The sequence below is a fragment of the Pseudomonas sp. MWU12-2345 genome, from assembly GCF_023242385.1.
Taxonomy (GTDB): domain Bacteria; phylum Pseudomonadota; class Gammaproteobacteria; order Pseudomonadales; family Pseudomonadaceae; genus Aquipseudomonas; species Aquipseudomonas gingeri_D.
Window position 1 is genome coordinate 138,716 of sequence record NZ_JALLJA010000002.1, and the last position, 14,411, is coordinate 153,126.

The 14,411-nt window shown below is 61.9% G+C and carries 14 protein-coding genes and 1 riboswitch; of the genes, 7 read left to right on the forward strand and 7 right to left on the reverse strand.

The features are described from left to right. Positions 1-11 precede the first annotated feature (11 nt). On the forward strand, positions 12-1,565 hold the full coding sequence (garD, locus tag M5C71_RS06965; protein ID WP_103494735.1) for a galactarate dehydratase: 1,554 nt from the start codon (positions 12-14) through the stop codon (positions 1,563-1,565). A 175-nt stretch (positions 1,566-1,740) separates the two neighbouring features. On the opposite strand, the gene glsB is transcribed toward garD, so the two are convergent. Then, positions 1,741-2,649, reverse strand: coding sequence for a glutaminase B (gene glsB, locus M5C71_RS06970; RefSeq protein ID WP_103494736.1), 909 nt, complete (start codon positions 2,647-2,649; stop codon positions 1,741-1,743). A 203-nt stretch (positions 2,650-2,852) separates the two neighbouring features. Between glsB and M5C71_RS06975 the strand changes: the two genes are divergently transcribed. Continuing rightward, positions 2,853-3,140, forward strand: a complete 288-nt coding sequence (locus M5C71_RS06975; protein ID WP_103494737.1) for a PA4642 family protein — start codon at positions 2,853-2,855, stop codon at positions 3,138-3,140. A 200-nt stretch (positions 3,141-3,340) separates the two neighbouring features. Here M5C71_RS06975 and mqo read toward each other — a convergent pair whose 3' ends face one another. Continuing rightward, positions 3,341-4,849: a malate dehydrogenase (quinone) gene (gene mqo / locus M5C71_RS06980; protein WP_177099442.1), complete on the reverse strand. Its 1,509-nt coding sequence runs from the start codon at positions 4,847-4,849 to the stop codon at positions 3,341-3,343. Positions 4,850-5,778: 929 nt separating this feature from the next. Here mqo and M5C71_RS06985 point away from each other — a divergent pair. Then, the gene (locus M5C71_RS06985; RefSeq protein WP_103494744.1) at positions 5,779-6,363 is read left to right on the forward strand and encodes a YajG family lipoprotein; all 585 of its coding nucleotides are present in this window, start codon (positions 5,779-5,781) and stop codon (positions 6,361-6,363) included. 21 nt (positions 6,364-6,384) lie between these two features. Here the strand turns inward: M5C71_RS06985 and M5C71_RS06990 are convergent, their stop codons facing one another. Both M5C71_RS06990 and M5C71_RS06995 read right to left on the reverse strand, forming a co-directional pair. After that, a complete protein-coding gene (locus M5C71_RS06990; RefSeq protein WP_100941253.1) occupies positions 6,385-6,591 on the reverse strand; it encodes a hypothetical protein in 207 nt (68 codons plus the stop codon). A 133-nt stretch (positions 6,592-6,724) separates the two neighbouring features. Next, positions 6,725-7,891, reverse strand: a complete 1,167-nt coding sequence (locus M5C71_RS06995) for a 1-acyl-sn-glycerol-3-phosphate acyltransferase (protein ID WP_248767528.1) — start codon at positions 7,889-7,891, stop codon at positions 6,725-6,727. Positions 7,892-8,034: 143 nt separating this feature from the next. Between M5C71_RS06995 and M5C71_RS07000 the strand changes: the two genes are divergently transcribed. The 3 genes from M5C71_RS07000 (at position 8,035) to M5C71_RS07010 (ending at position 9,273) form a co-directional block, all read left to right on the forward strand. Then, the gene (locus M5C71_RS07000) at positions 8,035-8,220 is read left to right on the forward strand and encodes a CPXCG motif-containing cysteine-rich protein (protein ID WP_103494740.1); all 186 of its coding nucleotides are present in this window, start codon (positions 8,035-8,037) and stop codon (positions 8,218-8,220) included. 9 nt (positions 8,221-8,229) lie between these two features. Continuing rightward, positions 8,230-8,490, forward strand: a complete 261-nt coding sequence (locus M5C71_RS07005) for a DUF2007 domain-containing protein (RefSeq protein WP_100941256.1) — start codon at positions 8,230-8,232, stop codon at positions 8,488-8,490. Positions 8,491-8,652: 162 nt separating this feature from the next. Next, complete coding sequence (locus tag M5C71_RS07010) at positions 8,653-9,273, forward strand: SOS response-associated peptidase (protein ID WP_103494741.1); 621 nt, start codon at positions 8,653-8,655, stop codon at positions 9,271-9,273. 12 nt (positions 9,274-9,285) lie between these two features. On the opposite strand, the gene M5C71_RS07015 is transcribed toward M5C71_RS07010, so the two are convergent. Continuing rightward, positions 9,286-11,427 carry a methyl-accepting chemotaxis protein gene (locus M5C71_RS07015; protein WP_248767529.1) on the reverse strand — a complete coding sequence of 714 codons (2,142 nt, stop codon included), beginning with the start codon at positions 11,425-11,427 and terminating at the stop codon, positions 9,286-9,288. Between the two features lie 275 nt (positions 11,428-11,702). On the opposite strand from M5C71_RS07015, the gene M5C71_RS07020 reads away from it, so the two are divergent. After that, positions 11,703-12,530: a M48 family metallopeptidase gene (locus tag M5C71_RS07020; protein ID WP_248767530.1), complete on the forward strand. Its 828-nt coding sequence runs from the start codon at positions 11,703-11,705 to the stop codon at positions 12,528-12,530. Positions 12,531-12,576: 46 nt separating this feature from the next. On the opposite strand, the gene M5C71_RS07025 is transcribed toward M5C71_RS07020, so the two are convergent. Both M5C71_RS07025 and M5C71_RS07030 read right to left on the reverse strand, forming a co-directional pair. Then, the gene (locus tag M5C71_RS07025; RefSeq protein WP_103494490.1) at positions 12,577-13,161 is read right to left on the reverse strand and encodes a TMEM165/GDT1 family protein; all 585 of its coding nucleotides are present in this window, start codon (positions 13,159-13,161) and stop codon (positions 12,577-12,579) included. Between the two features lie 88 nt (positions 13,162-13,249). Continuing rightward, a riboswitch (yybP-ykoY riboswitch) is annotated at positions 13,250-13,369 on the reverse strand. A gap of 40 nt (positions 13,370-13,409) precedes the next feature. Further along, complete coding sequence (locus tag M5C71_RS07030; protein ID WP_103494491.1) at positions 13,410-14,408, reverse strand: class I SAM-dependent methyltransferase; 999 nt, start codon at positions 14,406-14,408, stop codon at positions 13,410-13,412. Positions 14,409-14,411 lie beyond the last annotated feature (3 nt).

Here is a 14,411-nt window from a genome sequence, read left to right on the forward strand (position 1 = left end):
GGAGCGGCGTCATGCAGTTGATTGAACATTCCGACTCGCCGCGCTATATCCGCCTGCACGAGCGGGACAATGTGGTGATCGTGGTCAATGACCAGGGTGTACCGGCCGGTACCGAGTTCCCGGACGGCCTGGTGACCCGCGAGCACATTCCCCAGAGCCACAAGGTGACGCTGGTGGATATCGCCGAGGGCGGCGAAGTGATCCGCTACGGCCAGGTTATCGGTTATGCGTTGCTGCCGATTCCCCAGGGCAGTTGGGTCAAGGAAGATCAACTGCGCATGCCTACCGCGCCGCCGCTGGACAGCCTGCCGCTGTCCACCGATGTGCCGGCGGCCCAGGCGCCGCTTGAGGGTTTCACCTTCGAAGGTTATCGCAATGCCGACGGTACCGTCGGTACGCGCAATATCCTCGGCATCACCACCACGGTGCAGTGCGTCACCGGTGTGCTGGACCATGCGGTCAAGCGTATCAAGGATGAATTGCTGCCCAAGTACCCCCATGTCGATGACGTGGTGGCATTGACCCACAGCTATGGCTGCGGCGTGGCGATTACCGCGACCGATGCCTATATCCCGATCCGCACCGTGCGCAACCTGGCGCGCAACCCGAACCTGGGCGGTGAAGCGCTGGTGATCAGCCTGGGCTGCGAGAAGTTGCAGGCCGGCCAGGTGATGCACGAGGGCGACAGCTCGGTGGATCTGAGTGAGCCCTGGTTGTATCGGCTGCAGGATTCCAGTCACGGGTTTACCGAGATGATCGAGCAGATCATGGCGCTGGCGGAAACCCGTCTGAAGAAGCTCGATCTGCGGCGTCGGGAAACCGTGCCGGCGTCGGAGCTGATCCTCGGCATGCAGTGTGGCGGCAGTGATGCGTTTTCCGGGATCACCGCCAACCCGGCCTTGGGTTATGCCTCCGACCTGCTGCTGCGGGCCGGGGCGACGGTGATGTTTTCCGAAGTGACGGAAGTGCGCGATGCGATCTACCTGCTGACCTCGCGGGCAGAAAACCTGCCGGTGGCCGAGGCGCTGGTGCGTGAGATGGACTGGTACGACCGCTACCTGGCCAAGGGCGAGGCGGACCGCAGCGCGAATACCACGCCGGGGAACAAGAAGGGCGGGTTGTCGAATATTGTCGAGAAGTCCCTGGGCTCCATCGTCAAGTCCGGCAGCAGTGCGATCAACGGCGTGCTTGGCCCTGGCGAACGTTTTACGCGCAAGGGCCTGATTTTCTGTGCGACGCCTGCCAGTGATTTTGTCTGCGGCACCTTGCAGCTGGCGGCCGGGATGAACCTGCATGTGTTCACCACCGGGCGGGGTACGCCTTATGGGCTGGCGATGGCGCCGGTGGTGAAGGTTTCGACCCGTACCGAGCTGGCACAGCGTTGGCCGGACCTGATCGATATCGATGCCGGGCGGATTGCCACCGGGCGGGCAACGATCGAGGACCTGGGTTGGGAGTTGTTCAACTACTACCTGGATGTCGCCAGCGGCCGGAAAAAGACCTGGGCCGAGCAGCACAAGCTGCACAACGACATTACCTTGTTCAATCCGGCACCGATTACCTGAGTCTCAAGGACGCCATCAATCCTGTAGGAGCATGGCTTGCCAGCGAAGGGGCCCGTAAAATCGCCAAAAGCTTCGCGGGCAAGCCCTGCTCCTACAGGTTATTTGGCGTTTTCAATATCTCACTTCCTTAACTGACTGGTATTTGAGCAACCCCGCTCGCCACATTGTGGTGTTTTTAAAACACCGACCAACCAATCCGCTCGCTCAGCAGCTCCAACGCCGCCATCCCCACCAACGAGTTGCCCGCCACATTCAGCTCCGGTGCCCAGACGCACACGGTAAAGCGTCCCGGCACCACCGCGACAATCCCGCCACCCACGCCGCTCTTGCCCGGCAAGCCGACGCGATAGGCAAAGTTCCCGGCCTCGTCATACAGCCCGCTGGTGGCCATGATCGAGTTGACCTGCTGGGTCTGGCGCCGGGTCAGGATCTGCTCGCCGCTGTGCTTGCAGAAGCCGTCATTGGCCAGGAAACCGAACGCCCGCGCCAGGTCGATGCAGTTCATGCGCAGGGCACAGTGGCTGAAATAGCTGCGCAGCACGGCTTCGACATCGTTGTGAAAATTGCCGAATGACTGCATCAGATAGGCCATGGCCGCGTTGCGCGCCCGGTGCTGGTACTCCGACTCGGCCACCTTGCCGTCCACCATGACCTGCATATTGCCCGACAGGCGCCGGGCGAAATCGCGCATCGACAGTGCCGGCGCGGCGAAGCGCGATTGATTGATATCGCAGATCACCAGGGCGCCGGCGTTGATAAACGGGTTACGTGGGCGACCGCGTTCGAACTCCAACTGCACCAGCGAGTTGAACGGCTGTCCGGAGGGTTCATGGCCCAGCCGCTCCCAGATGGCCTCGCCGGAGTGGTTGATCGCCTGCACCAGGCTGAAGACCTTGGAAATACTCTGGATCGAGAACGGCGTCTGTGCGTCGCCGGCGCAGAACATTTCGCCGTCGTTGCCATACACGGCAATACCCAACTGATTGGCCGGCACATCCGCCAGCGCCGGAATGTAATTGGCCACCTTGCCCTGGCCGATCAAGGGCCGGACTTCATCGAGGATCTCGTTCAACAGCGCTTGCATGCTCGGGCTCGCAGTCACTTCCCGCCGGGTTGCGGGGCTACATGCTGCTAGACGCCGCGTGCGGGCTTCGGAGCACAGTTTTTACGCTCGGGGTTGAGCCGTTGGCGCCTGTGTGGACCGGATCAGTTCGTACTCGTTGAGACCGGAGCAGAGGCGGGGGTAAACTGCCTGCCCCGTGTAATGTCTGTTGGCTGGAGCCGGTAATGCGCAAAGATAAGAAACAGGTGATTGGTGACGAGATCGGCGATGCGCAGATCAAGTTGTTTCTCGATTTCGAGCCGGTCGACGCCACTTCGCCGTCCCTGCACAAACTGATCAAGGCCTACCGTGGACTGCGTATCGACGATTTCGAGCGCTTCCTGGGGTTCTTCAAGGAAGCCGGTTACGACCTCGACGGCAAAGACGAGCACGGCCAGGACTTCGTGAGTCTGATCCGCGACCAGCGTAATGCCGGCGACTATATCGAGTTGATCGACAAGGCTCGCGGGTAAGATTCAAGACCGCGTCGCCTGCATCGCGAGCAAGCTTGCTCCTACAATGCTGCGGCGAACCGACATTTCGCGTACGGCGCCATTCCTGTAGGAGCAAGCTTGCTTGCGATGAACGATAACGCGGGCTTTCGTTGAATCCTGACCAAAAAAACGCCCCGCTCTTCAACCGAAGAGCGGGGCGTTTTTTGTCAGCGATCACCTCAAGCGTAGCTTTCGGTCTCGCTGCTCGGCTCAACCAGTTCCAGGCGAACGTTGTTCTGCGCATTGATCTGGCGATACAACGCTGCATCCGTCTCCAGGACTTTTTCCCGTGCCGGGAAAATTTCGTGGAGCTTGGCTGCCCACTCACCCTTGGCCTTGTCCGCGAAGCAGCGCTCGATCAGTTCCAGCATGATCGACACGGTCACCGAAGCGCCCGGCGATGCGCCGAGCAGGGCGGCCAGCGAACCGTCCTTCGCCGCCACCAGTTCGGTACCGAACTGCAGGACGCCGCCTTTCTTCGCGTCTTTCTTGATGATCTGTACCCGCTGGCCGGCCGTTTCCAGGCGCCAGTCCTCGGCTTTCACCTCCGGGTAGAAGCGGCGCAGGGATTCCAGGCGCTGCTCCATGGACTGCATCACTTCGCTGATCAGGTACTTGGTCAGGTCCATGTTGTCACGGGCCACGGCCAGCATCGGGCCGATATTGCCGGCGCGTACCGACAGTGGCAGGTCCATCAGCGAACCGTGCTTGAGGAACTTGGTGGTGAAACCGGCATAGGGCCCGAACAGCAGGGATTTCTTGCCATCGACCACGCGGGTGTCCAGGTGCGGCACGGACATCGGTGGCGAACCCACGGCGGCCTGGCTGTAGACCTTGGCCTGGTGGTGCTTGACCACATCCGGGTTGTCGCAGCGCAGCCATTGGCCGCTTACCGGGAAGCCGCCGAAACCCTTGCTTTCCTCGATGCCCGAAGCCTGCAGCAGCGGCAGCGCCGCGCCACCGGCACCGAGGAAGACGAACTTGGCATCGACGTCACGGCTGTTGCCGCTGTTCACATCCTTGATGCTTACGGTCCAGCCGGCACCATTGCGCTTGAGGCCGGTGACGCGCTTGCAGTACTTGACCTGGGCATCGGGTGTGCTGGTCAGGTGCTTGAGCAACTGATTGGTCAGGGCGCCGAAGTTGACGTCGGTGCCTTTCATCACGCGGGTCGCGGCAATCGCCTCGTCGGCCGCGCGGCCCGGCATCATCAGCGGCATCCACTCTGCCATCTTCGCGCGGTCTTCGGTGTATTCCATCTCGGCGAAGGCATGGTGCGGATGCATGGCTTCAAAGCGCTTCTTGAGGAAGTCCACGCCTTTTTCGCCCTGGACGAAACTCAGGTGCGGCACCGGGCTGATGAAGGATTTGCACGAGCCGAAGGTGCCTTTCTGGGTCAGATAGGCCCAGAACTGCTTCGACACCTCGAACTGGGTGTTGATGTGCACGGCTTTCTTGATGTCGATGGAGCCGTCAGCCGCCTGCGGCGTGTAGTTCAGCTCGCACAGCCCGGCATGGCCGGTGCCGGCGTTGTTCCACGGGTTGGAACTCTCCGCGGCACCGGAATCCATCAGCTCGACGACTTCCAGCTTGATCGCGGGGTCGAGCTCCTTGAGCAGCACCGCAAGGGTGGCACTCATGATGCCGGCCCCAACCAGGACCACATCAACTGCTTCGTTATGCGCCATTAACGCGTCTCCAAAATCTGCAGCACCACATTGACGGCATGGCTGCCGGGCATGGGCGGGGCACGTTTGACGTTAGCCCAGCAATGACCCGACCAGGATGGCCATGTCCGATTCTTCGCAATTTCTTGCAACTTCAGCGGACGCTGCCGGTGGGCCCAAGGTGCGTATGAACGCATGTGTGGGCAACACGGGCAATTCGACTTATGGTCAAGAGCGTCCGATTCGTGCAACCAAATCCGTAAGCGAACAGGCGTCAAGCACCTGTCGGGGTGTATCGGGTCCTGTGTGATGAGGTCGTTGGGGACGCTGATGGTGCCTGTTCAGACGCGAAACTATTCATTTGTTCGCCACACTCTCGTGAAGTTGTGAAAACCCGTTTTTTCACGCTCTTTTGAAGACGTGAACCTCAAAAAAGGGCTGCCGCGGTCTGTCACCGGGCCCGCGGTGCGAATACCCGCCGGGAAGGGCAGGCGGCACGGGCCAACAACTCAGTGAGCGAGCACAAGGGCAGCTCTGGCAGATTCGCTGAAAACGGTGGTTTGCGCAGGTAACAGCAAGCTCGCCGGCTTCACTCGATCTGTGTGGGCGGCTCTCTGTGGGCAATACGAAGGTGCCGATGCAAGCGCATTGGCGGTGCTGCGAGGCCCGATCAGGAGACGTCCTTATAATCGGGGGGAGATTGTAACTAAGAAACGGGGGGAAATGGTCGTGTTTAATGACTTTTATTCGACATCTGGTCAGATGCCGGGCAGCGGCATCGTTCAGAGGCCGTGCGCAGGGTTGCAGAACCCTGTGACAGGGGTGTGACGGGAACGCTGGCCGCCCGGGTTTGTCAGACTTTTCAGCAAGCCGTGGTGGCGCTGGTGAGCGACGCCCGGGCCCCGCTATACTCAGCGTCTGAATGATGCCTGGTCCTTGGAGAGATGAGCATGTTGCAACGCCTGTTGTTCGGTTTGATCACTGTAACCAGTTTGACACTTGTCGGCTGTGCCAACAGCCCGCAACAACTCAGCCCGCAGCCCACGCTCACTACTCAACTGGCGCCGGTCGGTCATGGCCAGCCGGTGGTGGTGCGGGTGGTGGACGGTCGTCGTTCGCCGGTATTGGGCACGCGGGGCGGTCTGTACCCTGAAACCAGCGCGATTACCGTGCAAGGCGCCGACCTGATCCCGAAACTGCAGGCCCAGGCTGAAGCGGCCGTGCGCCTGTTGGGTTTTACCCCTTCGCCGAATGCGATGAATGCGCCGACCCTGACCGTGACCTTGTCCGACCTGACCTATCAGTCGCCGAAAGAAGGCGTCTACGTGACCGAAGCGACCATCGGAGCCAACTTCCGCTCCGATGTGACCAACGCCAACCGTCGTTACAGCGGTAGCTACGGGGCGTCGTTGAACCAGCGTTTCGGCATGGCGCCGAACGAAGAGTCGAACACCAAGTTGATCAGCGACGTGTTGAGCGATGCGCTGACCCGGGTGTTCAAGGACCCGAAAATCGGCCAGGTGCTGAGCGAGTAAGCTGAGTGGTGTGGAGCCGGCTCACGCCGCCTCCACATAAAGATCCAGCATGCTCACTCCGGTCAGCAGATCGGCTTCCGGCAGGTCGGCGTGCTGGTGCCCGCCCAGGGCGCAATAGACCAGCCAATGGCGGTCCTGGACATTGAACGACATGGCGTCCACCAGGGCTTGCTGTTCGTCACTGGGGGCGATCAGATAAAGCCGATCCTGGTTTTCTGCGTGCAGCATGACAAGCTCCGTGGGCTATCGAGGGGCGACAGACTGGCTTGTTAAGGTGACGTTCCGGTGACAACGGAAATTAACCCGACCAACAGAAACAACAACGGCGCCCGTGGGCGCCGTTGTTGTTTGCAGATCGTGGCTATGGAAGCCCCAGACCGGCTTTGACCCGATACTGATTACGCACCGGCGTGGCGTATTGCTGCACCAGGTACGGACGGTACTCGACCGGGCAGGCGTCCAGGCGTTCCTGCCATTGCGCCTGGGCCTTGGCCAGTTCGTCGGCGGCAAACACCTGGGCGGCGCCCGGTACCTGCAATTGCGGATCGGCTTCGCTCCACTGGGCATACGCCAGGTAATGCACCGGGAACAGGCGATAACCTTCGAGGATCTGCCGGTCCATTTCCGTGGCCAGGACCTTGGTGTCCTCGAACTCGCCGGTCAGTGGCGCGGCGAAATTCACATGGACCCGGCCCTTGTAGCCGGTGATGCCCTTGGCGATGCTGACGTCATCCTCGCCTGGCGCCTTGGTGTAGCTGCCGGTGGTGGCGCGGATATACAACTCGCGGGCCTTGGCCTGGTCGCAGGGATCATATTCGTAGCTGATGGACACGGGAGTCAGGTTCAGCGAACGGATGACCTCGGCGAACGGCTCGTCCTTGCGGCTCATGTGGAACATTTTCAGGATCGCCGATTCGGTACGGTCATCACCGTCCTTGGCCCGGCCTTCGGCCTGGGCGATCCAGATCGACTGGCAATCATGACGGATCGAATGGTTGATATAGGCCGAGAGCAATTGATAGGCGGCCATCTTTTCCCGCCGTCCGGCGATCGAGCGGTGCACGATAAAGCTCTTGTTCAGGCGCATCAGGTCGCTGACAAACGGCTTCTGCAGCAGGTTGTCACCGATGGCGATACGCGGTGTGGGCAAACCGGCGTGATACACGGCATAGTTGACGAACGCCGGGTCCATCACGATGTCCCGGTGGTTGGCCAGGAACAGGTAGGCCTGGCCTGACTTGAACTGTTCGACGCCGGTGTAGGTGACGCCGTCGGTGGCGCGCTCGATGGTCTGGTCGACGTAGACCTCGACCTTGTCCTGCAAGGTGGCGACCGAGGTCACGCCGGCGAACTCACGGCGCAGGCGGTGGGCGATCAAGGGTCTGAGCAGCCAGCCGAAGGCACCGGCCAGGCGCGGGAAGCGGAAGTGGGTGAGGATATCTAGAAACGCCTGGTCGCCGAACAGCCGGGCCATGACGGCCGGTACTTCACTGTCGTCGTAAGGTCGGATGGTATCGAATTCGCCCATATTCTCTCTTGTTGGAAACGGCTAGGGTAAGTAGAGGTTTGAGTGATAAATAACAAAGCCCGGTCTGGAAAATAAAGCCCAGACATAAAATAGCCTTGCAAATAGACCGGCGATTATACGCACAAGTCACTTCGGAGGCCGCGATGCTGGAAACTGAGCGTTACGAATGTCCCTATTGTGGTGAAATCGGTGAGGCGGTCCTGGATCTGACTGGCGGCGACCAGAGTTATATCGAGGACTGTGCGGTGTGTTGTCGACCGATCACCTTTGTCCTGCAGACCGATGGCGAGGAATGGATGCTCGACGTTTACAGCGAGAACGAGCGATGAGGGCGCCCCATGCAGCGTATCTACGAGCCGGAAAACCTGATGGAAGGCGAGCTGCTGCAAGGCATGCTCGCCAGTGAAGGGATTCAGGCGCACCTGGTGGGGCGTGACTTGCTGGGTGGGGTGGGGGAGTTGCCGGTCTTCGGCTTGCTGGCCCTGGCGGTGGACAATGACCAGGCGCAATGCGCGCGGGAGTTGATCGCCGCGTACAATGCGGCGTTGCCGCTGGCCGGCGACGAGCCGGAGAGTTTTCCGGATGTGCTGGTCTGTTAGTTTCTTGAAAGCACCGCGCACCTTGTGGGAGCCGGCTTGCTGGCGATGGCGTCCGTCAGGGCGCTGCAAGGCTCAAGGGCCTCATCGCCGGCAAGCCAGCTCCTACAGGGGCTGTGTTGTACCTTGATTGCCCCGCGTTTTTGAAAAGAGCCGTATTGCCCCATGTGTGGACGTTATGCCCTGTTTCGCTGGAACCCCACCTTCGCGGCCTTGCCCGGCTTTCCCGCCGACCAGCAGGCGCAGTGGAATATTTCGCCCAATGACTCGGTGCTGATCCTGCGTGCCGCCGAGGGGCAGCGTGAGCTGGCCCGTGCCCGCTGGGGGCTGACCCCGGCGTGGCTGACCGATCTGTCGAAGACACCGGCCCATGCCCGGGCCGAAACCCTGGCCGAGCAGCCGATGTTTCGCCAGGCGTTCCGCGAGCGGCGTTGCCTGCTGCCGGCCAACGGTTTCTACGAGTGGCGCGGAACCCAGCGCAAGCGGCCCTACTGGCTGACCCCGGCGGAAGGTTCCAGCCTGTTTTTCGCGGCGATCTGGGAGGCTTATCCGGTGGATGGACATGTCTGGTTGAGCACCGCGGTGGTGACCCAGGCGGCGTCGAATCAACGGCGGCCGCTGATCCTGGATGCGGCGGGGCAGGAAACCTGGTTGTCGGCGCAGGCCTCCATGACGGATTTGCAGGCGCTGCTGGCCAGCCCCCAGGCGCCCTTGCGCGAGCGGGTGCTGGCCAATCTGGTGAACGATCCGAAGCTCAATGCGCCGGAGTGCCTGACGCCGGGTTGATTTGGTGAAGTCCTACACCCTGAACTGATTGATCAATCGCCGCTGCTGCTCCGCCAGCTTGGTCAATTGCGCACTGGCCGCGCTCGACTCGTCGGCGCCGCCCGCTACTTCATTGGCCACCTGGCCGATATTGATCACGTTGCGGTTGATGTCGTCGGCCACCGCGCTCTGTTCCTCGGCCGCGCTGGCGATCTGGGTGTTCATGTCGTTGATCACCGACACCGCCTGGGTGATGCTTTCCAGCGCCTGGGCCGCCTTGGCCGCGTGCTGCACGCTTTCGTCGGTCTTGGCCTGGCTGTCTTCCATGACCTTGACCACGTCGCGGGTACCTTGCTGCAACTGCTGGATCATCGACTGGATTTCTTCCGTGGCCTTCTGGGTCTTCTGCGCCAGGTTGCGCACCTCGTCGGCCACCACCGCAAAGCCCCGGCCCTGCTCGCCGGCCCGGGCCGCTTCGATGGCGGCGTTGAGCGCCAGCAGGTTGGTCTGTTCGGCAATGCCACGGATGGCCGTCAGGATCGCATTGATGTTCTCGCTGTCCTTGGCCAGGGTCTGCACCACGCTGACCGCGCGGCCGATCTCCAGGGCCAGGGCACCGATGGAAGTCGAGGTGTCCTTGACGATGCGCATCCCGTCGCTGGCGGCCATATCCGCATGGCTGGCGGCCTGGGCCGCCTGGGTCGCATTGCGCGCCACATCCTGGGCGGTGGCGGTCATTTCCTGCACGGCGGTGGCCACCTGGTCGATCTCGGCCATCTGCTTGTGCACGCCCTGGTTGGTGCGGATCGCGATATCCGCAGTGTGTTCGGAGGAGTCGCTGACACTCTGCACCGAGGTCACCACCTGGGTGATCATCGCCTGCAATTTGATCAGGAAGGTGTTGAAACCCTTGGCGATCGAGCCCAGTTCGTCGGCACGGTCGCTGCTCAGGCGCCGGGTCAGGTCGCCTTCGCCCTGGGCGATGTCGTCGAGCATGGCGACCATCTGCTTGAGGGGACGGGCGATGCCGTGACCCACCAGCCAGATCACCAACAGGCCCAGGCCAGCGATCACCAGGCCGACCATGGCCATGCCGAAGACATCGGCCTTGCGCTGGGTGTCGAGGTCGCCTTGCAGCTTGTGCAGGTCAGCCATGACGGCGTCCAGCGGCAGCTGCATCATCAGGGTCCAGCGCGCGTCGGTCTGGCCGATGCCGAAGGGCAGGTAGAGCTCGATGGTGCCTTTGTCCTTGTCGACGTTATAGGTCACTTCGCCGCGATTGAGCTTGCCCATGGTCGCGACCTTGTCGGCCCCGAGCACGTCCCCGGCCTTCTCGCCGAATTTGCTTGAGTCCTTGGTGTAGGCCACCAGGCGACCGTTGCTGCCCACCAGCGCCATGTTGCCGGCACCGCCATAGAGTTTCTGGTTGGCGGCCAGCAGCATGTCCTGGATGAAGTTCACCGACAGGTCGGCGCCGACGATGCCCTGGAACGCGCCGTTGAGCAGGATCGGCTGGATAAAGGAGGCAAGCATGACCATCTTGTCGCCGACCTTGTAGGGCGCCGGGTCGATCACGCAGGACTTCCTGGTTTCCTTGGAGCACAGGTAGTACTCGCTGGCGCGGATGCCGGTGGAGAGCAGTTTCTGGTCGTCCACATCCACCAGGCTCGACTCGCCGAGGGTGCCGTCGTCGTTACGGAACCACCAGGGCAGGAAGCGGCCGTCCTTGGGGTCGATACCGGCGACCTTGGTGTCGACATAGGCGGCGTCGTTGTGGTCCAGGGCGTTCTTTTCCCAGCCGATATAGGTGCCGAGAATCTTCGGGTTCTGCTGGACGTTTTCCTTGACCAGGCTGATCAGTTGTTCGCGGCTGAGGCTCAAGGCGGGCTTGCCGTCGGCGCCGGTGGTGCCGATCAGGCTGTTGACCCGGACCAGGCCGCCGGCAATCAGCAGCGGCGCTTCGAGTTCGCGCTGGATCTGGCTGACCTGGGTGCGGGCCAGCGCATCCAGGCGCTGCTGGATCACCTGTTCGAATTGCTCCTGGGTGCGCTGTTGCACCATGTCCTGGGTCCTGGCCCCGGAAAACAGGGCGTAGACCACCAGGGCCCCGACCACGCTGAGAATAATGGCCCCGGCCAGGGCCGCGACGGAAAACTGGATCGACTTGAATTTCATGGGAACCCCGGACGCAAGGAGTGACATCTGCCAGTTTGTATCGGCTGCATTTTTCACGAGCATGAGTGGCCAGTGACGAAATGACTGCTTTGGATGTGTGCAGGTCGCAAATGGATAGGTACGCAGGCCCGCTCCGCGCGGCTTTGTCGGATTTATGAATCTTTTCCTACGGGAGGTGCGTGATGTATCCGAAATTGATGTGCTACACGTCGTTTGTATCTGGCATTGATACAAATCACCGCCTAGGATAGCCGCAGTTTTCAGGGAGAGTGTTCATGGCTAGAGCTTGGGTGTTGGGCGCGTTGAGCGCGTTGAGCGCGAGTTTGCTGTTGGGCGGATGCCAGGCTGTTAACACCACCAACGCGGGGGCGGTCGGGGTTGAGCGCAAGCAGTACATGTTCAGCCTGCTGTCGAGCCAGCAAGTCGACCAGATGTACGCGCAGTCGTATCAGAAGACCCTGGGGGAGGCGGGTGGCAAGGGTGTTCTGGACAAGACCAGCGCCAATGCCAAGCGGGTCCAGGCGATCGCCAGGCGCCTGATCGCCCAGGCGCCGACCTTCCGTCCGGATTCGGCGCAATGGCAGTGGGAGGTCAATCTGATCAAGAGTGACGAGCTCAATGCCAACTGCGGTCCTGGCGGCAAGATCATCTTTTACAGTGGCCTGATCGATAAGCTCAAGCTGAGTGACGACGAGATTGCCGCGGTGATGGGCCATGAAATTGCCCACGCCTTGCGCGAGCACGGTCGCGAGGCGATGTCCAAGGCTTATGGGGTCGAGATGGCGAAGCAGGGCGCGGGCGCCTTGTTCGGCCTGGGGCAGGACAGCCTGGCGCTGGCCGATACCGTGGCCAACTACGGCATGACCTTGCCCAACAGCCGGGCCAATGAGAACGAGGCGGACCTGATCGGCCTGGAGCTGGCGGCTCGCGCCGGCTACAACCCGAACGCGGCCATCAGCCTGTGGAACAAGATGGGCAAGGCGGCTGAAGGTGCGCCGCCGGAGTTCATGAGCACCCACCCGGCGTCCGATAGTCGTATTGCTTCGTTGGAGGCAGCGATTCCGAAGGTGATGCCGTTGTATCAGCAGGCCAGGAAGTCCTGACCCTGTGTAGCGAGAGGGCAAACCCTCTCGCCACAAGGAACCTGCTTTAGATCCAGCCGCTGCTCTGCATCGCCTTGTACACCGCGACCACCGCGAGGATGAAGAACGCTGTCGCCGCCAGGCGACGGATCAGGGTCAGCGGCAGCTTGTCGGCGGCGAAGTTGCCCGCCAGTACCACCGGGACGTTGGCAATCAGCATGCCCAGGGTGGTGCCGATGATCACCAGCCACAGCTCCGGATACTGCGCCGCCAGCATCACCGTGGCGATCTGGGTCTTGTCACCGATTTCCGCGAGGAAGAACGCAATCAGGGTCGTCAGGAACGGGCCGAACTTGCGCGCCGTGGTGGTCTCGTCATCGTCGATCTTGTCCGGTACCAGGGTCCACAGGGCGGTGGCGGTAAAGCTCGCCGCGAGGATCCAGTGCAACACCGCATCGGAGAAGAAACTGCCGAACCAGGCGCCTACCGCGCCGGCTGCCGCATGGTTGGCCAGGGTTGCCGCGACAATACCGGCAATGATCGGCCAGGGCTTGCGAAAGCGTGCAGCGAGAATGAGCGCGAGCAACTGCGTCTTGTCGCCGATTTCGGCCAAGGCAACGATTGCAGTGGGGACGAGCAGGGAATCCAGCATCAGGTTTTCCTAAGGGGCGGGTCGACACGGCTATGACACGTACAGCCTTCCCGCCCCGGGTAAGGTGTTCGTGTCATAGGTCTTGTCAAACCCCGGGTCCGTCTGTGCGGACCGTGGGTCGCATGCGCCATGGTCTGTTGACCAAGTATGTTGACGCATGCCGGACGAGCGTGGCGCTCGTGGGAGACTACTCCCCTAGGACGGAGCGGATTTTGCCTAGGCAGAATCCATTGCGCAAGCCTTCTTTTTCAACCGCGCTTGGCGCTGTAGACCCGGAAGCCCTGTCCCTCGGCCTTGGTCACGCAGCGTCCGAGATGCTCTTCGATCAGCGGCTGATAACGCAGGAAACTGTTTGCCACCAGCCGAAGTTCGCCGCCGTTTTTCAGATGTTTCGCTGCTTTTCGCAGCAAGTTCTCCGTCGCCAGGTAATCGGTGTGGACCCCGACATGGAACGGCGGATTGCTCAGGATCGCACTCAAGCCCATGGGCGCGGCGTCGATACCGTCACCGGTCAACACCTCGGCGTCGAGGCCGTTGGCGGCCAGGGTCAGGCGACTGCTGGCGGTGGCAAACGCGTCGACGTCGAGCAGGATGACGTGGTTGTGCGGGTAACGCCGCTTCACGGCCGCGCCGAGGACGCCAGCCCCACAACCGAAGTCCAGCAGGTTGCCGCTCGGCAGTTTGTCCAGGTGTTCCAGCAACAGGGCACTGCCGCGATCCAGCCGGCCGTGGCTGAACACCCCGGGCAGGCTGACCACCTTGAGCGGCCCTTCGGCCAGGTCCAGCTGGTAATGTTGCGCCAGGCTTTCCAGCGTTTTGGCGACCGGTGCTTCGGCCACGGTGACCTGCCACAGCTGGCAATGTCGGGCGCTGTCGAGCTTGCGCGGCTTGCCGAAGGGGTTGAGCTGCTTGGCCGCGCCTTCGATACCGCTGCGTTTTTCCCCGACCAGGAACACCTCGCCAGCCGGCAGGCGCGAGGCGATGGCGTTGAGCAGGTAGTCGGTCAGGTCCTTGGACTTGGGCAGGAACACCACGGCACTGTCGAACGGGACCTCGGGGATATGCACGCCAAAATGGCTGCGGCCTTCGAAGCGCGTCTCCAATGCCGCCTGATCGCCGGCGTGCCAGCACCAGCCGTGGGCGTTGGGCAGGCGTCCGAGCAGGTCGTCGGCGGGCAGCCCGGCGAGCAACAGCTTGCCCTGGAAATAATCGGCCTGACGAAGCAGTACTTCACTGCGCGGATCCATGGT